Annotated in this window: 17 protein-coding genes; 10 read left to right on the top strand and 7 right to left on the bottom strand. The window is 63.4% G+C overall.

The window, feature by feature from the left end:
* Window positions 1-58 precede the first annotated feature (58 nt).
* Complete coding sequence (locus ACVWWW_RS09210; protein WP_027083154.1) at window positions 59-238, bottom strand: DUF3606 domain-containing protein; 180 nt, start codon at window positions 236-238, stop codon at window positions 59-61.
* A gap of 420 nt (window positions 239-658) precedes the next feature.
* On the opposite strand from ACVWWW_RS09210, the gene ACVWWW_RS09215 reads away from it, so the two are divergent.
* Window positions 659-1,195, top strand: a complete 537-nt coding sequence (locus ACVWWW_RS09215; RefSeq protein WP_196804369.1) for a GNAT family N-acetyltransferase — start codon at window positions 659-661, stop codon at window positions 1,193-1,195.
* Window positions 1,196-1,227: 32 nt separating this feature from the next.
* On the opposite strand, the gene ACVWWW_RS09220 is transcribed toward ACVWWW_RS09215, so the two are convergent.
* Window positions 1,228-2,112: an NAD(P)-dependent oxidoreductase gene (locus ACVWWW_RS09220; RefSeq protein WP_027083155.1), complete on the bottom strand. Its 885-nt coding sequence runs from the start codon at window positions 2,110-2,112 to the stop codon at window positions 1,228-1,230.
* 42 nt (window positions 2,113-2,154) lie between these two features.
* The gene (locus ACVWWW_RS09225) at window positions 2,155-2,529 is read right to left on the bottom strand and encodes a nuclear transport factor 2 family protein (RefSeq protein ID WP_027083156.1); all 375 of its coding nucleotides are present in this window, start codon (window positions 2,527-2,529) and stop codon (window positions 2,155-2,157) included.
* A 252-nt stretch (window positions 2,530-2,781) separates the two neighbouring features.
* Here ACVWWW_RS09225 and ACVWWW_RS09230 point away from each other — a divergent pair, with 252 nt between their 5' ends.
* Together ACVWWW_RS09230 and ACVWWW_RS09235 are read left to right on the top strand one after the other, a co-directional pair.
* Complete coding sequence (locus tag ACVWWW_RS09230; RefSeq protein WP_027083157.1) at window positions 2,782-3,375, top strand: LysE family translocator; 594 nt, start codon at window positions 2,782-2,784, stop codon at window positions 3,373-3,375.
* A 163-nt stretch (window positions 3,376-3,538) separates the two neighbouring features.
* Window positions 3,539-4,030, top strand: a complete 492-nt coding sequence (locus ACVWWW_RS09235) for a DsbA family protein (RefSeq protein WP_051235176.1) — start codon at window positions 3,539-3,541, stop codon at window positions 4,028-4,030.
* 11 nt (window positions 4,031-4,041) lie between these two features.
* On the opposite strand, the gene ACVWWW_RS09240 is transcribed toward ACVWWW_RS09235, so the two are convergent.
* Both ACVWWW_RS09240 and ACVWWW_RS09245 read right to left on the bottom strand, forming a co-directional pair.
* Window positions 4,042-4,785: an SDR family oxidoreductase gene (locus tag ACVWWW_RS09240; RefSeq protein WP_027083158.1), complete on the bottom strand. Its 744-nt coding sequence runs from the start codon at window positions 4,783-4,785 to the stop codon at window positions 4,042-4,044.
* A 2-nt stretch (window positions 4,786-4,787) separates the two neighbouring features.
* Window positions 4,788-5,813 carry a helix-turn-helix domain-containing protein gene (locus ACVWWW_RS09245; protein ID WP_051235177.1) on the bottom strand — a complete coding sequence of 342 codons (1,026 nt, stop codon included), beginning with the start codon at window positions 5,811-5,813 and terminating at the stop codon, window positions 4,788-4,790.
* A gap of 222 nt (window positions 5,814-6,035) precedes the next feature.
* Between ACVWWW_RS09245 and ACVWWW_RS09250 the strand changes: the two genes are divergently transcribed.
* From ACVWWW_RS09250 to ACVWWW_RS09280, 7 genes are all read left to right on the top strand, one after another.
* Entirely contained in the window at window positions 6,036-6,917 is an 882-nt protein-coding gene (locus tag ACVWWW_RS09250; protein WP_051235462.1) for a dienelactone hydrolase family protein, read from the top strand.
* The gene (locus tag ACVWWW_RS09255) at window positions 6,914-7,393 is read left to right on the top strand and encodes a cupin domain-containing protein (protein WP_027083159.1); all 480 of its coding nucleotides are present in this window, start codon (window positions 6,914-6,916) and stop codon (window positions 7,391-7,393) included. Before ACVWWW_RS09250 ends, ACVWWW_RS09255 begins: the two co-directional genes overlap by 4 nt.
* The gene (locus ACVWWW_RS09260) at window positions 7,393-7,818 is read left to right on the top strand and encodes a PaaI family thioesterase (RefSeq protein ID WP_036142014.1); all 426 of its coding nucleotides are present in this window, start codon (window positions 7,393-7,395) and stop codon (window positions 7,816-7,818) included. The genes ACVWWW_RS09255 and ACVWWW_RS09260 overlap by 1 nt, the downstream gene beginning before the upstream one ends.
* 124 nt (window positions 7,819-7,942) lie before the next feature.
* The gene (locus ACVWWW_RS09265) at window positions 7,943-8,908 is read left to right on the top strand and encodes an alpha/beta fold hydrolase (RefSeq protein ID WP_027083161.1); all 966 of its coding nucleotides are present in this window, start codon (window positions 7,943-7,945) and stop codon (window positions 8,906-8,908) included.
* Window positions 8,909-8,918: 10 nt separating this feature from the next.
* Window positions 8,919-9,554 carry a LysE family translocator gene (locus tag ACVWWW_RS09270; protein WP_027083162.1) on the top strand — a complete coding sequence of 212 codons (636 nt, stop codon included), beginning with the start codon at window positions 8,919-8,921 and terminating at the stop codon, window positions 9,552-9,554.
* Between the two features lie 24 nt (window positions 9,555-9,578).
* Window positions 9,579-10,010 carry a GFA family protein gene (locus tag ACVWWW_RS09275; protein WP_027083163.1) on the top strand — a complete coding sequence of 144 codons (432 nt, stop codon included), beginning with the start codon at window positions 9,579-9,581 and terminating at the stop codon, window positions 10,008-10,010.
* Complete coding sequence (locus tag ACVWWW_RS09280; protein ID WP_051235178.1) at window positions 10,007-10,876, top strand: alpha/beta hydrolase-fold protein; 870 nt, start codon at window positions 10,007-10,009, stop codon at window positions 10,874-10,876. Before ACVWWW_RS09275 ends, ACVWWW_RS09280 begins: the two co-directional genes overlap by 4 nt.
* A gap of 407 nt (window positions 10,877-11,283) precedes the next feature.
* On the opposite strand, the gene ACVWWW_RS09285 is transcribed toward ACVWWW_RS09280, so the two are convergent.
* On the bottom strand, window positions 11,284-11,772 hold the full coding sequence (locus ACVWWW_RS09285) for a DinB family protein (protein ID WP_051235179.1): 489 nt from the start codon (window positions 11,770-11,772) through the stop codon (window positions 11,284-11,286).
* Between the two features lie 191 nt (window positions 11,773-11,963).
* Entirely contained in the window at window positions 11,964-12,851 is an 888-nt protein-coding gene (locus ACVWWW_RS09290) for an MBL fold metallo-hydrolase (RefSeq protein ID WP_027083165.1), read from the bottom strand.
* Window positions 12,852-12,854 lie beyond the last annotated feature (3 nt).

The following is a 12,854-nucleotide window of genomic DNA, read 5'->3' on the forward strand; positions in this document are numbered from 1 at the left end:
TCATTCCCTCACTCGAGGTTGTCGATGCCCTCAGAGCTCAGCACTGAGGGACTTGCCGTCAGTTGGTCCGGAGCTGCTTCTCAACGGCGTCCGCCGAATGGCCCACGCGCTCTACCGCGCGACGGAGCGCTTCTTCGCTAACTCCGAAGCGCTCGGTCCAATACCGGACCTCGTGCTCTTCACCAAGTGCGATCAGCTTCCTGTCGGGCGTTCCGCGGTCCTGAAGGTTGTCGCTCATGTTGGGTCTCGGCTGGGGAAAGCCAAAAGCTAGCCTTCGGCGTATGAGCTGAGCGTGCACCCAGCCGAGGTCGCCCGCTGCGGTTTGTTCAAAGGGCCGTTCTGGCATGTCTCTGTTTTCGACCCGAAGCAGACATGGGAGTTGGCGAACACGTGAGTGCGCGCCTAGGCTCGGACCGGCGGCGCGGGCATTGCTCCTAAGCGTGCTGCGACGTCGTGGCCCACCACGCGCATCAGCCCGGAGTCAGTACGCGGATAGCTGGCAGCCTTCGTGCCACCCGGGCAGGGCGCGACATAAGCGTGGTTTGGCGCGCGCTGGGCGCGCATGTGTCGACGGGAGCCTGAAATGGGTCGGTTCCGACAGTGGCCGCGTGGCGGGCCCGCTGGTTCAATTACGACACCAATGCGTAGAGTGGAAAAGATGGAGCTCGAGACCGCACGGCTTCACCTTCGGCAGTTTCGACTGGACGACCTCGACGCCTTCGCGCGGCTCGTGGCCGATGAGGATGTTCTCCGCTTTACCGGCGAAAAGCCGGTCCGGTCGCTCGACGAGGCACGCATTGCGTTGCAGGAGAAGCCGCTCCACGATTACGCGCGCTACGGCTATGGCCGTATGGCCTGCATAGAAAGGGAGTCGGGCGCGCTCATCGGTTTCTGCGGCCTCAAGTATCTCCCACACATCAGCGAAACGGATCTTGGGTACCGCTTCCTTCCAGAGTATTGGGGGCGGGGCTATGCGACGGAGAGCGCCGTCGCTGTCATGAACTTTGGACGTGAAACGCTAAGGTTGAAGCGTGTGATCGGTCTCGTCGATCCCCGCAATCACGGCTCAATTAGGGTCTTGGACAAGCTCGGCTTTGTTTTCGAAGACTCGTTCGAATACGTCAGGCACGCGGCCCCGGTACTGCAGTACGGCTGGACTTCAGGCTTGCGCGACGAGACGCAGCCGCGGGCCTAGTGACCGCGAAACGAGCGTTCGGGTGCGGCGATTTAGTAATTTGCTAAGGCAGTAGGCGCTGGCGAATCAACTTGAAGGACCGCCGACATGTCGAGCGCCGACAGCCCGTGCCAGCGCGCAGTCGCGAACATTTGCGTCGCGACGTCGATCAATAGTGATTGCGCGCCCGAAGCGTGCGTTTGCTGGCGTACGAGATAAGCAATTTGGGTTACGTCGCCAATGGCCGCTTGCGGGCTGAAGTCGCCGCTGATGAGCTTTTGGAGCTTTGCGCGCGATATCGGGCTCGCCATCGGCCCAGCGTCCAGTACTTGCTGAAACAGCTGCAGATCCACACCACCAGCCGCAGCGGCCTTTGCCGCTTCGGCGAGGGCGGCGACAAGCACGATTAGAAAGTGATTCACCGCAAGCTTCAAACGCAGGGCAGACGGTACGGCACCACAACGAACCGTTTGCCGGCAGAGCGGGGTAAGCAGCGGTTCCACCTCGGCCACTGCCTCGAGATCACCGGCGAGCATGCCGATCAGCGCACCTTCCTCGGCTGGCCCACGCGAACCCGAGACGGGCGCTTCGACATATCGGCCACCGCTTAAGACCACATCCCTCTCGAGCGCCTGCGAGTACGCGGCGGATGTGGTGCCGAGCATGACGACAGTGCGGCCTTGAACACGTTTGCTGAAGGAAGGGAGACTACGTTCGAGTGTCGCGTCGATAGCCTCTTGGTTGAGAAGCATGACGAACACCGTCGTGCATGTGGCAAAAAGATCATCGACGCTTGTGGACTCGATTGCACCGCGTGCAGTCAGCGGGGCACACCGCTCGGGCGTGCGATTCCAAACGTGTAGCGGCACCCCGGCATTGAGCAGGCGGGTCGCCATCGGCAGCCCCATCGTCCCGATGCCTAGAAAACCGATGCTCATACGATGTCCCTTGGAGTTCAACCGGTAAATGCCAGGAAGCAGCTAGCGCTCATTTGCGCCGCCCGAACGGTAGTGGGCGTGGACCTCGCAGATTTTTCCATCCGTGTTGAGCCGCATGAACTCCGCTCCGATCAAACCCGAGACAGCGTGGTACACGAGCACCAGGCTCCGCGCACCCGGAAAGGCGTGTATCGGCTGGAAGTGAAGGTCTGGAAAACGCGCGAGTCCTTGCCGCCAGTACTCGCGCAGTGCGGGCTTGCCGATAACGGTTAAGTCGTCTCGACCCGTGACCGTTCGCACCATCTCGCTGCTCAGCGTCACGTCCTCGCTGTAGTGCGAAAGAATTCGCTCAAGATCATGCGCGTTCCACGCGTCTATCCAGTCGTCGGCGATCCACTCGGCGCTGAAGGCGTCCATGGTTAGTTCCTCTCACTCGATGGCCACATTGAAGCGCCCGATGAGGTGAGTGGCGAGCGCGCGGAACGACACTATTCGAGCGGAATTGGACACTCCGCTCGTTCGCGCGTGACGTGTCGGCGGAATTGGCCATCCGTGAGCTCGGATGTCTCTTTCAGCTCGAAACCCGGTGGGGCACGCTCTGGCGAAACGCGGGCGAGATCGGCCCAATGGCAGCGCACGAATTCGCTCCCTTTGAATGAGGCTCGTTGCGTGGACTCTCGTGTGCTGGCGGCCAGTATTGCGTTCTTCGTCGTCTCAGCGATCACGCCGGGGCCAAACAACCTCATGCTCGCGTCATCCGGTCTGACGTTCGGCTTTCGAAGAACACTGCCGCTGCTGTGCGGCATCCAGATTGGCTTCCAGGCATTGCTGATCGCTGTTGCCGCGGGCGCTGGCCTGTTGTTCGAACGTTACCCGCACCTGCAGTGGCTGCTGAAGGCTGCAGGCGCGGCATACCTGCTGTACCTCGCCTACAAGCTGTGGCGCTCGAGTTCCGGGGGCGCCGCTTCGATGTCACGACCGATCGGCTTCTATAAAGCCGCCGCGTTTCAGGTCATCAATCCCAAAGCATGGATGATGACGGTCAGCGCCGTAGGGGCTTACACGCTGCCGGGCGGCGCGTACTGGCCCTCAGTGGGGAACCTCGTCGCGTTGTTTCTCGTGATCTGCATGCCCTTGATGTCCGTTTGGGCGGTATTCGGGAGTACGTTCCGCGCCGCGATTAGCGACCCGGCGACGTCGCGCAGAGTTGGGAGAACGCTCGCGGTAGCGACGGGGCTTTCCTGCGTGCTGGTGTTCCTGTGAGCTTGGGTGGGCTGGCCACCATGAACGCCAGCGCTGCATGGTCTTTCGACTTCGTTTCTCCGTTCGCATACCTACAGTGGCGACGCTTGCAGCTGGCAAAAATCGAGGGACTAACGTACCGACCAATCCTGTTCGCCGGTCTGTTGAACGAGCTTGGGACGAAATGCCCGGCAGAGATCCCGCCAAACGCACTTTCACGTACAGACACGTTACTTGGCGCGCTCAGCAAGAGGGCATCGCGCTGAATTTCCCTCGCGCGCACCCCTTCAATCCGCTGCCGGCACTGCGGCTCTGCGTTGCGGCCGGCACAACCGAGGTGGCGATCGACACGGTGTTCCGATATCTCTGGGAGGAGGGCAACGCGATCGAGCCGGAGCAAGAAGTAAACGCGCTGGCGTGCCGACTCGGTCTAGTCGATGCCGGGGCCGCACTGGCAGACCCGGCCACGAAACTGGCGTTGCGCGCGAACTTTGCTCAAGCAATTGAAGACGGCGTGTTCGGTGTTCCCACACTTGTTTGCGACGGTCATGTCTTCTGGGGTGACGATGCAACCGGCATGTTCGTGGCCTACCAGCGGGATCCACGCATATTCGCTGCCGGCGCGTTTGCGCGCGTCGCAAATCTCCCGATCGGGCAGGCGCGCCGTACTGGCTAGTCGAGGCAGCGCTAGCAACCGCCAGCGATGTCGAGAATCGAGCCGGTGGAGTACGAAGCTTCGTTGGAGGTCAACCAGAGGATCGCGCGTGCGACTTCCTCCGGGGTGCCGCCACGGCCGAGCGGGATTCTCGTCCTTAGCCGCTCGATTCTGTCCGGCTCGCCGCCACGGGCGTGGATATCAGTGTGGATGAAGCCGGGTCGTACTCCATGGACGCGGATTCCGTGTGCGGCCACCTCGACCGCGAGTCCACGAGTAAAGGTATCCACCGCGCCCTTGCTGGCTGCGTAGTCCACGTATTCATTCGGCGAGCCACTTCGGGCAGCGGCAGATGAGACATTGACGACGGAGCCACCGTCGCCGCCCCGCGCAGTCGACATGCGACGCACGGCTTCGCGGGCACAAAGCATGAGCCCCACAACATTGGTCGCCATGATTCGCGTGAGGCGGACGGCGTCCATGTCCAGAAGCGTCGCTTGGCGCTCCAGTATCGCGGCGTTGTTAACGAGCGCGGCGAGTCGGCCCATTCGATCCGACGCCTCGAACAAACGCATCACGTCGCCCTCGATGGAAACATCGGCTTGAACCGCGGTTGCGCGCCCGCCGGCAGAACAGATCTCGTTAACCAGCGAGCGAGCTTCGGTCGCACTGGTGAGATAGTTCACGCACACGGCATATCCGCGTTGTGCACCCAGGCGCGCGGTCGCTGCGCCGATTCCACGGGAGCCACCTGTCACGAGCAACACCGACGCCATCGTCAGCCCTTCGTCGTCGACAGTTTTTTAGGCGCACGCTGTCGTTGCGCTGCCACGGACGCCGTCGCGCGCACCTGGCCCGGGGTGGTCCCGACCGCCTTCTGCATGAGGCGTCGCAGCGCCGTCGAATCGCGGTAGCCCACAGCAAACGCGACCTGTTCGATCGTCATCCGGCTCGTGCGAAGCAAGGCGCGCGCTCGGTGGACGCGGACGCTTTGGATCATCGCGTTCGTCCCCATGCCGGTGGCGTGGCGGACGTGCCGCGATAGCGTCCGCTCGGATACACGAAACTCGCTTGCGAGCTCGGCAACGGACGGAATGTCTGGTAGTGCCGACTCAATCCGCTTGGTCAACTTCGAAACGAGGGCATCACCGGTCGCGAGCATGGATGGCACTACGAACTGCGCGGACTCCGAACGTTCGTGCAGCAGGAGTACGTGCGAGACACCTTCAGCGAGCGTGGCACCGAATCGCTGGCGGAGTAGATAAAGCATCACGTCCTGTTGAGCGAAGGCAGCACCCGCGGTGATCACGGGTCCATCGATGCACAGGATCCGGCTTCCGTCGATATGGGCGTCCGGTGCGATGCGTGATAACTCCGGCGAGAGCCACCACGTTGTGGTTGCCCGACGTTCGTGGAGCAGACCTGCAGCGTTCAGGAGAAAGGCGGCCGAGCACGATGCAGCAACAGCCGCGCCGGCCTTGCCTCGTCGGCGAAGGTAGGCAATGACCTGCTGGGCATCCGATTGCTCGACGCGCTGCCTGATTCCGCGTGCGTTTTCGACCCAGATGCCGGGAATGACCAGAACGGCGCCCTGAGACACCTTTCGATCGGGCAATCGCAGCGTGTCGATGGACATTCCGCCCTGCAGCCGGACGGCCCCGCCAGTGGGTGAGTGAAACGACCACGTCGGGAGCGCGTGTCCCGTGCGAACGGCGAACAGGCGCGCCGCTTCGAGAATGTCCCGCGTCATGGCAACGCCGCTCGGGTTGGTGCCCTGGAGCACCAGGATTTCGAAGTCCTTCATGGCTCCACCGATTGCGAATTTCGGGACGGGGTAGGGCGGCTTGTGTCGACATTAGCCGATTCCGCGCGCCCAATGTACGTGTCCGTTTTGGCTCGAAAGGTGTCGTTTGCGGCGCTCGCCGACTGGGCGGGTAGTGGAGTCAAATACGTCGAACACGCGCTTGTGCCGAGCGTGGAAACGCGCTCGGCGCTCGGCGATGGCTCATGACGGATGAAGGCGAAAATGGCGCTGAACGACCAGACGATTGGAGTCGCGGATCCGGCTTCGAGAACGGCCGCTGATGACTCGCTCGCGGACTTTCGGCGGCGCGACATCGCGTTCGACGGCATCATTAAGCGCGTGTTTGTAAGCGGGCACGGGCCGGCGGTCGTCGTGATGCCGGAGATGCCGGGCATTTCACCGGAAGTCGCACGATTCGCACGCTGGGTTCGGGACGCGGGCTTCAGCGTCTACCTCCCTTCGTTGTTCGGGCGGGACGGCGCTGTGTTGGACGCGGTTGAAGCCGTGGACGTGTTCCGGAAGACGTGTGTCAGCGCCGAGTTTCGCGCCCTGTCCGGGCGGGGGGATCGGCCGATCACGCGGTGGCTACGCAGCTTGGCGCGCTTGGCGCTGGCGGAGTGCTTCGGCCCCGGCGTCGGCGCGGTGGGAATGTGCTTCACGGGCAACTTCGCCTTATCCATGGTGCTCGAGCCGTCGGTGATTGCACCCGTGCTGGCGCAGCCGTCGCTTCCGCTGGATCAGCCCGACGGCATCGACATGGAGCCCGAAGTGCTCGCACAAGTACGTGCGCGCATGCAGCGCGATGACTTGAAGGTTATGGCCGTCCGATTCGAGGGCGACGTTCATTGTCCGGCCGCCCGCTTCGCTGCGTATCGACAAGCACTCGGCGAGCGGTTCGACGCGCGCGTCTTGCCCGATACCGCGGCGAACCCGAATCCACCGCCGTTCTTTCGGGATGTCGTTAGGGTTCCGCATAGCGTCCTGACCGCCCACCTCATCGATGCAGAAGGTGAGCCGACGCTGCAAGCCCGCGACGAGGTCATTCGCTTCCTGAAAACGACCCTTCATGGCGAGGCGCCGTATTCGCCCGAGACCATCATATGAGCGAGATCGGCCCACCCTTGACGATCGCGGCTGCAGCCGCGCCGGAGCGCGTTGTTCCGTCCGTCTATCCAGAGCCCTTCGCTAGCCGGATGGCGGGCCGGGTCAAGAGGCCACTGGGTTCACTGTTTGGGCTATCGAACTTCGGTGTGAATCTGACGCGGCTGGCGCCCGGTGCCGTCTCGGCGCTCAGGCATGCGCACGCGTTACAGGACGAGTTCGTGTACGTGCTCGAGGGCACGCCAACGCTCGTGACCAATCGCGGTTCGACGCTAATGTCGCCGGGGATGTGCGCCGGGTTCAAGGCCGGGACAGGCGACGCCCATCACTTGGTCAACGAGAGCGAAAACGACGTCGTGTATCTGGAAGTGGGTGATCGAACGCCCGGCGACTCAGCCAGCTATCCGGACGACGATCTCGTCGCTACCGGCACGGCCGGGAACTGGCGTTTCACCCACAAGGATGGGACGCCGTACTGATGCGTTCACCGGCGACGGCCGCCGAGTTCAACGCGTTCGGCGCGGGCTACCTGCCCGGTCAGGCGGGCGTCGTGATTCGATCGGTCGACGCAGCGTCGGCACGGGTTGAAGCCGTCATGGCAGTCCGGCGTGAACTGATGGCGCCGACCGACTGCCTGCACGGCGGCGCATTTATGGTGCTGGCCGACACGGCTGCCGGATACGGCGCACTCGCGACGCTGCCAGTCGGCGCCGCAGGTTTCCTAACGCTTGAGATGAAGTCGAATCATCTCGGTGCAGCTCGTTACGGGACAGTGCGATGTGTAGCTAGCGCGCGTCATCTAGGGCGCAGTACGCAGGTGTGGGAAGCCGAGCTCACGCACGAGGAAAGCGGTCGGACCCTCGCGCTGTTTCGTTGCACCCAATTGGTTTTGTACGACGGCTGAGGGCGTGCCGTCCCCTTTCGACCTGAGGATTGAACACGTGCGATCACGGCTACTCGTACTCGGCGCTTTTCTTGCCGCAACTCCCACTTGGGCATCACCGCCGGACGTCATCTCGATCGAGAAGGTGCAGGACGCGTATGTGCGCCCGCACGATCGGATCGAGGTCGAGCCGGGCCGCAAAATGAACCTCTATTGCGAAGGCACCGGCAGCCCCACGGTGGTCTTCGAGTCCGGCCTCAGCGACTGGTCGAATACCTGGGCACTGATTCAACCTGCGGTGGCCACACGCACGCGCGCCTGCAGTTATGACCGCCCGGGGATGGGCTACAGCGATCCGTCGCCGCATCACCCGACTGCGCAGAACGCGGTCAAGGATCTGCACACGCTGCTGGAGCGCGCGGGAATCAAGGGGCCGTTGGTGCTGGTCGGCCACTCGCTCGGCGGTTTCTACATGAAGCTCTACGCGGCCACTTATCCCAGTCAGGTCGCGGGCATCGTGCTGGTGGACCCCTCGGAGGAACGCCTATGGGATCGAGTCGGAACGCTGCTCGCACCTCGCTTTGGCAGCAAGCTCGTCAAAGAAGCACGCGCCGACGACGCGGACAGCATCAAGGGCGGGATCGCGCACTTCCAGGACTGCGCCGACAAGGCGCGGACAGGGGCTTTGGATGAAGCGACCTACCAGCAATGCTCTGATCCTGTGCGCGTGCAGCTCGGCACCGTGATCAACGACGAGCGCCGCAAACTGCAACCGTCGTCGGCCTACCAGGCCGCGCAGGCCGACGAGTTCGCCTACAGCATGTTCGCGCCGGACAAGGCCGCCGATGCTCGCTACGCGAAGCTGTTCTCGCGCCAGCCCTTCGGTAATAAGCCGCTCGTGGTGCTGACGCACAGCATCTGGGACATGACGCCGCCGTTTGGCGAAACCGGTTGGATCTCGTGGGTTACCGCCCATCAGCTCACGGCGAAGCTGTCCTCGCGCGGCAAGGAATACGTGGTGCCGATGACCCGGCACAACATCCAGGTCGACCAGCCGCAGGCTGTCATAGAGGCGGTGGACGGCGTGCTCGACGCGCTGCGCTCCCCGTAATCCGCGACCCATGGGCCCGAGCGCACAGACTCTGCTGTTGTTCGTGGCGGCGTGCTCCGGCCTGTTGGTGTCACCCGGGCCGAATATGGCGCTTGTGGTGTCGCAGGGGCTTGCCTATGGCCCCCGCGGCGGCGTGGCCGTCGCCGCGGGAATCATGATCGCCGACCTCGTGCTGACCACGCTGGTCGTTGCCGGTGTGGCGGCCATGCTCGCTGCATGGCCGCCGTCGCTCGACATGCTTCGCTTCGCTGGCGTCGCGTACCTCGTGTGGCTCGCGCTGAAGTCGCTGCGCCGGCGACGTGAAAGTGACCTCCCCATATCCGAGCCTCGAAGTACTCGTGCGATCGTCCAGCTATCAGTATTGACCAGCCTGCTCAATCCGAAGGCCTTGCTATTTTTCATGGTGTTTCTACCCCAGTTCGTCGAACCCCAACGGGGAGGAGTCGCTATGCAGCTGGCACTGCTCGGGGCGGTACTCGCGACCATCGCATTCGTCTTCCATGCGCTGTTGGGCGTCGCGAGCGCGAGGGCCCGTGGGTGGGCCGAAGGGCAGGGCAATCGGGTGAAATGGGTCGATCGACTGCAGGCCGTCGTGTTCCTAGGCATCGCACTGCGTCTGCTTCTGCTCGAAACCACGTCGCATTAAGTCGATTCGCAAGGCCCCTCAACCGTGAACCAAAATAGCAGTGCGAAATGCGAAGGCCGTTGCCTTTGCGGGCAGGTGTCCTACGCGTCAGTCAGTGATCCAGTCTTCCAGTTCAACTGTCACTGCTGGGACTGCCAGAAAAGCACCGGCTGCGGCTATGCCCCGGTCATGTTCTTCGCCCGCGACGCCTTGCGGGTGTCGGGCGAGGTCACCTACTACGCGATTAAGGGCGGCAGCGGACATAGCATCGCGCGTGGCTTTTGCGCTAACTGCGGCGCGCAGATACTGGGTGACGCCGACGTGGTCGGCACGCTGCTATCGATCCGCGCGGGCACGCTGGACGACCCGTCGCTCTACAGGCCGAAAGCTGATGTTTTCGTCTCGCAGGCCGCCGCGTGGGACGCGATGGATCCGCAGCTGCCGAAGTTCGATCGTTGGCCGCCGCAAAGGCCATGAAGTCGGTCGCCCCGCGGGTTCGGGTCGCATTCCTACTGCTGGCCGCCTTGCTGGCGAAGGAAATAGCGAGCGCAGACGAGACGTCGCCACCCCACGAACGGCTGACCCTTACGTCCGCGGCGCTCCATGAAGTGCGTCGGATCAACGTCTACCTGCCGCCGTCCTACGATGCTGATCCGGGCAGGCGTTACCCGGTCCTCTACATGCTCGATGGGGGCGAAGCCGAAGACTTCCCGCACGTCACGCGAGCGGCCGACCGACTCATCCGCCAAGGCGCAGTGCGCCCGTTCGTCATCGTCGGCATCGAGAACACGGTCCGCCGCCGGGACATGACGGGGCCCACCCAGGACGCCGCAGACCTGAAGGTCACGTCGAGTCCCGGCGGCGCACCGTCCTTCCGGCGGTTCCTCGCCTCTGAGCTGATTCCGGTTGTCGAGTCGCGTTACCGCTTGACCCGCGAATCCGCCGTCATCGGCGAATCGCTTGCTGGGCTGTTCGTGATCGACACGCTGATGCAGGAACCCGACCTGTTCGACGCCTACGTTGCCATCGATCCGAGCCTCTGGTGGAACCGCCGCGAAGCGATAAGGGCATTGCCCGAACGGCTTGCCGCCTTCGGCCAACGGCACGTACGTGTGCTGCTGACCGCGGGCGGCGAACAAAGCAATCGGCCTGAGGTCGACGCGTTTTCGGATTCGCTCTCCCGCGCGGCTCCTAAAGGGCTGCTTTGGCACTACGTGCCTCGCCCCGACCTTCGCCACGACAACATCTATCGCGGCATGGAGGAGCAACTCCTGACGGACACTTTTGGCTTTGCAACACGGAATAGCGGCCGCGGCGATACGTTGGGGAATCACCCGCGATGAGCCGATACGAAGGCAGCTGCCACCGCGGTTAAGTCACCTTCCGGGTTGAGGCCGATGTCACGGAGCTGACGACGTGCGATTGCTCGTTGTGCGCGCGACACGACGCGGTCATGGCGATTGTGGCGGAAGACGCGCCCACCGTCGTTTCGGCGAAGCCCGTCTGTCCTGCTACACGTGGAAATGCGGTCTCGCAAAACACTACTTCTGCTCAGCGTGTGGAATCTATGTCTTTCACCGCAATCGAGCCATGCAGAAACACTTCAGCGCCAACGTCTTCTGCCCGGAGGAGTTTCAGTCAGCGAAGCTTCCAGTCCGCGCCCGGGCGGCGGCAGCATGAGCGTGGTCGCTTCCCTTGCGTCTCCGCATTGGCTGGGTCCGCGCTACGACAACGGAAGCGGGTCGGTCGACTACGGTGGGCTTGTCGCCTGGGGCTGACTCACGAACACGGGCAGGTCGGTCGTCGGAGGAAAGATCCCCAGCGTGTAGAGCATGTCAGCCGCGTGCCCGCGGTGATAGGTGCAGTGGTTCACGACGTGGAGGAGGATGTCCCGTCGGCTCATACGCCCCGTGTTGCCGCCGATGAACGTGAACTCGACGATGTGATCGAGATCAGGCGATTGCATGCCGGAGGCGTATTCGACGTACCAGGCATCGAGTTCCGCTTGGCGCATTCGAAGCGCGTCGAACTCCGGGCAAAACTCGGGGTTGCGTGTGGTCAGCCCGTGGGGAACCCCGAGAAGGTGGCACTGCCACACGTAGTCCATCGCGCAGCTGTGGTTCAACGTGCGCAACAGGCTTCCGAAGAGGATGGGGCGGGGCGCTACCAGGGCGTCGCGAGGAACCTGGGCGACCGTTTCGAAGAAGAGGTCGTCGGCCCATTGCTTGTACCGGGTCATACGAGCCACGGCATCGTTCGCTGAGTTCACAAGGAAGGCCTACGGGTAGCGGCAATTGAGGAATGCCCAAGTCTTCAGCTTGCTGCCCGCCGACGCGACTGCTATCGGGACATGCGCAACAAGCGCGGTGGGCCATGTGCCCAGCGAACTCCGAGCCGAAGCGCCCACTTCGGCCCCAGCGAGGCCCAGGCTCATGGCGAGTACGGCACCCAGCTGTAGGAGTCCTGCGTACGCACGACGCGACCTGTGCCGGGGTAAGGGAAGTGCGGCGAGAAGATCAGGGTGTGGTCCTTCGCGAGAACACCCAGCTCGGTCGCGCGCGTCTGCCGGCCCACCACGGGGTCGCTGTCGAAGCCCATCGTCCACTCCGGGTGACCGAGCGACACCGCCGAGCTGTGGGCGGTATCACCGATGTCGAGCACGCTCGAGCGACCTGAGCCGATGCGATATCCGACGTGCCCGGGCGTGTGGCCCTTGAACGGAACCGAGACAATGTCGGGCACGACCGTGTCGCCCGGCGCGTATGTCTTGACCTGCGAAGCGATGGCGTCTACCAAAGGTTTGTTGTCGACTTGTCCCTTGAACCACGTCCATTCCGCGTCGGTCATTCGGATGGACGCGCGCGGGAACGCGGATTTGCCGTCGCTGTTCACGAGTCCGCCTACGTGGTCCGAGTGGGAGTGCGTGATCAGCACGTCTGTGATCTGGCTCGGTGACACGCCGGCCTGTGCAAGGCTCTTGAGCAGCACACCGCCGGCCCTCGGACCGACTCCGGTGTCGAGCAGCACGACATGGCCGGGGATGCCGCGTACCAGTAGAGCGTCGACGCTGAGCGGGATCACGTCGGTCGGAAGGTTGCGGGCGGCGAGGAACTTGGTCACCGGGGCGGCGCCGACGTCAACGCCGAACACCTTGCCGTCGTTAGGCGCGTTGAACTGTGCGTCGCGAAGCGAGGTCAATTTCAGCGCACCCACGGCGATCGTGCGTTCGCCAGGTTTGACCGGCGACGGCCCGGCAGCGAACGCGGCGACCGATGCGGTGGAAAGGGCAATACCCAGCGCCAGAAGCAGAGGACGCATTCG

This window comes from Lysobacter sp. HA18 (genome assembly GCF_054057595.1).

Bases quoted from the DNA above. Each gene is read 5' to 3' on its own strand.
- ACVWWW_RS09245 (WP_051235177.1), bottom strand. From the start codon at position 5,813: ATGAAGGACTTCGAAATCCTGGTGCTCCAGGGCACCAACCCGAGCGGC.
- ACVWWW_RS09270 (WP_027083162.1), top strand. From the start codon at position 8,919: ATGGGCCCGAGCGCACAGACTCTGCTGTTGTTCGTGGCGGCGTGCTCC.
- ACVWWW_RS09220 (WP_027083155.1), bottom strand. From the start codon at position 2,112: ATGAGCATCGGTTTTCTAGGCATCGGGACGATGGGGCTGCCGATGGCG.
- ACVWWW_RS09210 (WP_027083154.1), bottom strand. From the start codon at position 238: ATGAGCGACAACCTTCAGGACCGCGGAACGCCCGACAGGAAGCTGATC.
- ACVWWW_RS09225 (WP_027083156.1), bottom strand. From the start codon at position 2,529: ATGGACGCCTTCAGCGCCGAGTGGATCGCCGACGACTGGATAGACGCG.
- ACVWWW_RS09260 (WP_036142014.1), top strand. From the start codon at position 7,393: ATGCGTTCACCGGCGACGGCCGCCGAGTTCAACGCGTTCGGCGCGGGC.
- ACVWWW_RS09250 (WP_051235462.1), top strand. From the start codon at position 6,036: ATGGCGCTGAACGACCAGACGATTGGAGTCGCGGATCCGGCTTCGAGA.
- ACVWWW_RS09240 (WP_027083158.1), bottom strand. From the start codon at position 4,785: ATGGCGTCGGTGTTGCTCGTGACAGGTGGCTCCCGTGGAATCGGCGCA.
- ACVWWW_RS09280 (WP_051235178.1), top strand. From the start codon at position 10,007: ATGAAGTCGGTCGCCCCGCGGGTTCGGGTCGCATTCCTACTGCTGGCC.
- ACVWWW_RS09290 (WP_027083165.1), bottom strand. From the start codon at position 12,851: ATGCGTCCTCTGCTTCTGGCGCTGGGTATTGCCCTTTCCACCGCATCG.
- ACVWWW_RS09255 (WP_027083159.1), top strand. From the start codon at position 6,914: ATGAGCGAGATCGGCCCACCCTTGACGATCGCGGCTGCAGCCGCGCCG.
- ACVWWW_RS09285 (WP_051235179.1), bottom strand. From the start codon at position 11,772: ATGACCCGGTACAAGCAATGGGCCGACGACCTCTTCTTCGAAACGGTC.
- ACVWWW_RS09215 (WP_196804369.1), top strand. From the start codon at position 659: ATGGAGCTCGAGACCGCACGGCTTCACCTTCGGCAGTTTCGACTGGAC.
- ACVWWW_RS09235 (WP_051235176.1), top strand. From the start codon at position 3,539: ATGCCCGGCAGAGATCCCGCCAAACGCACTTTCACGTACAGACACGTT.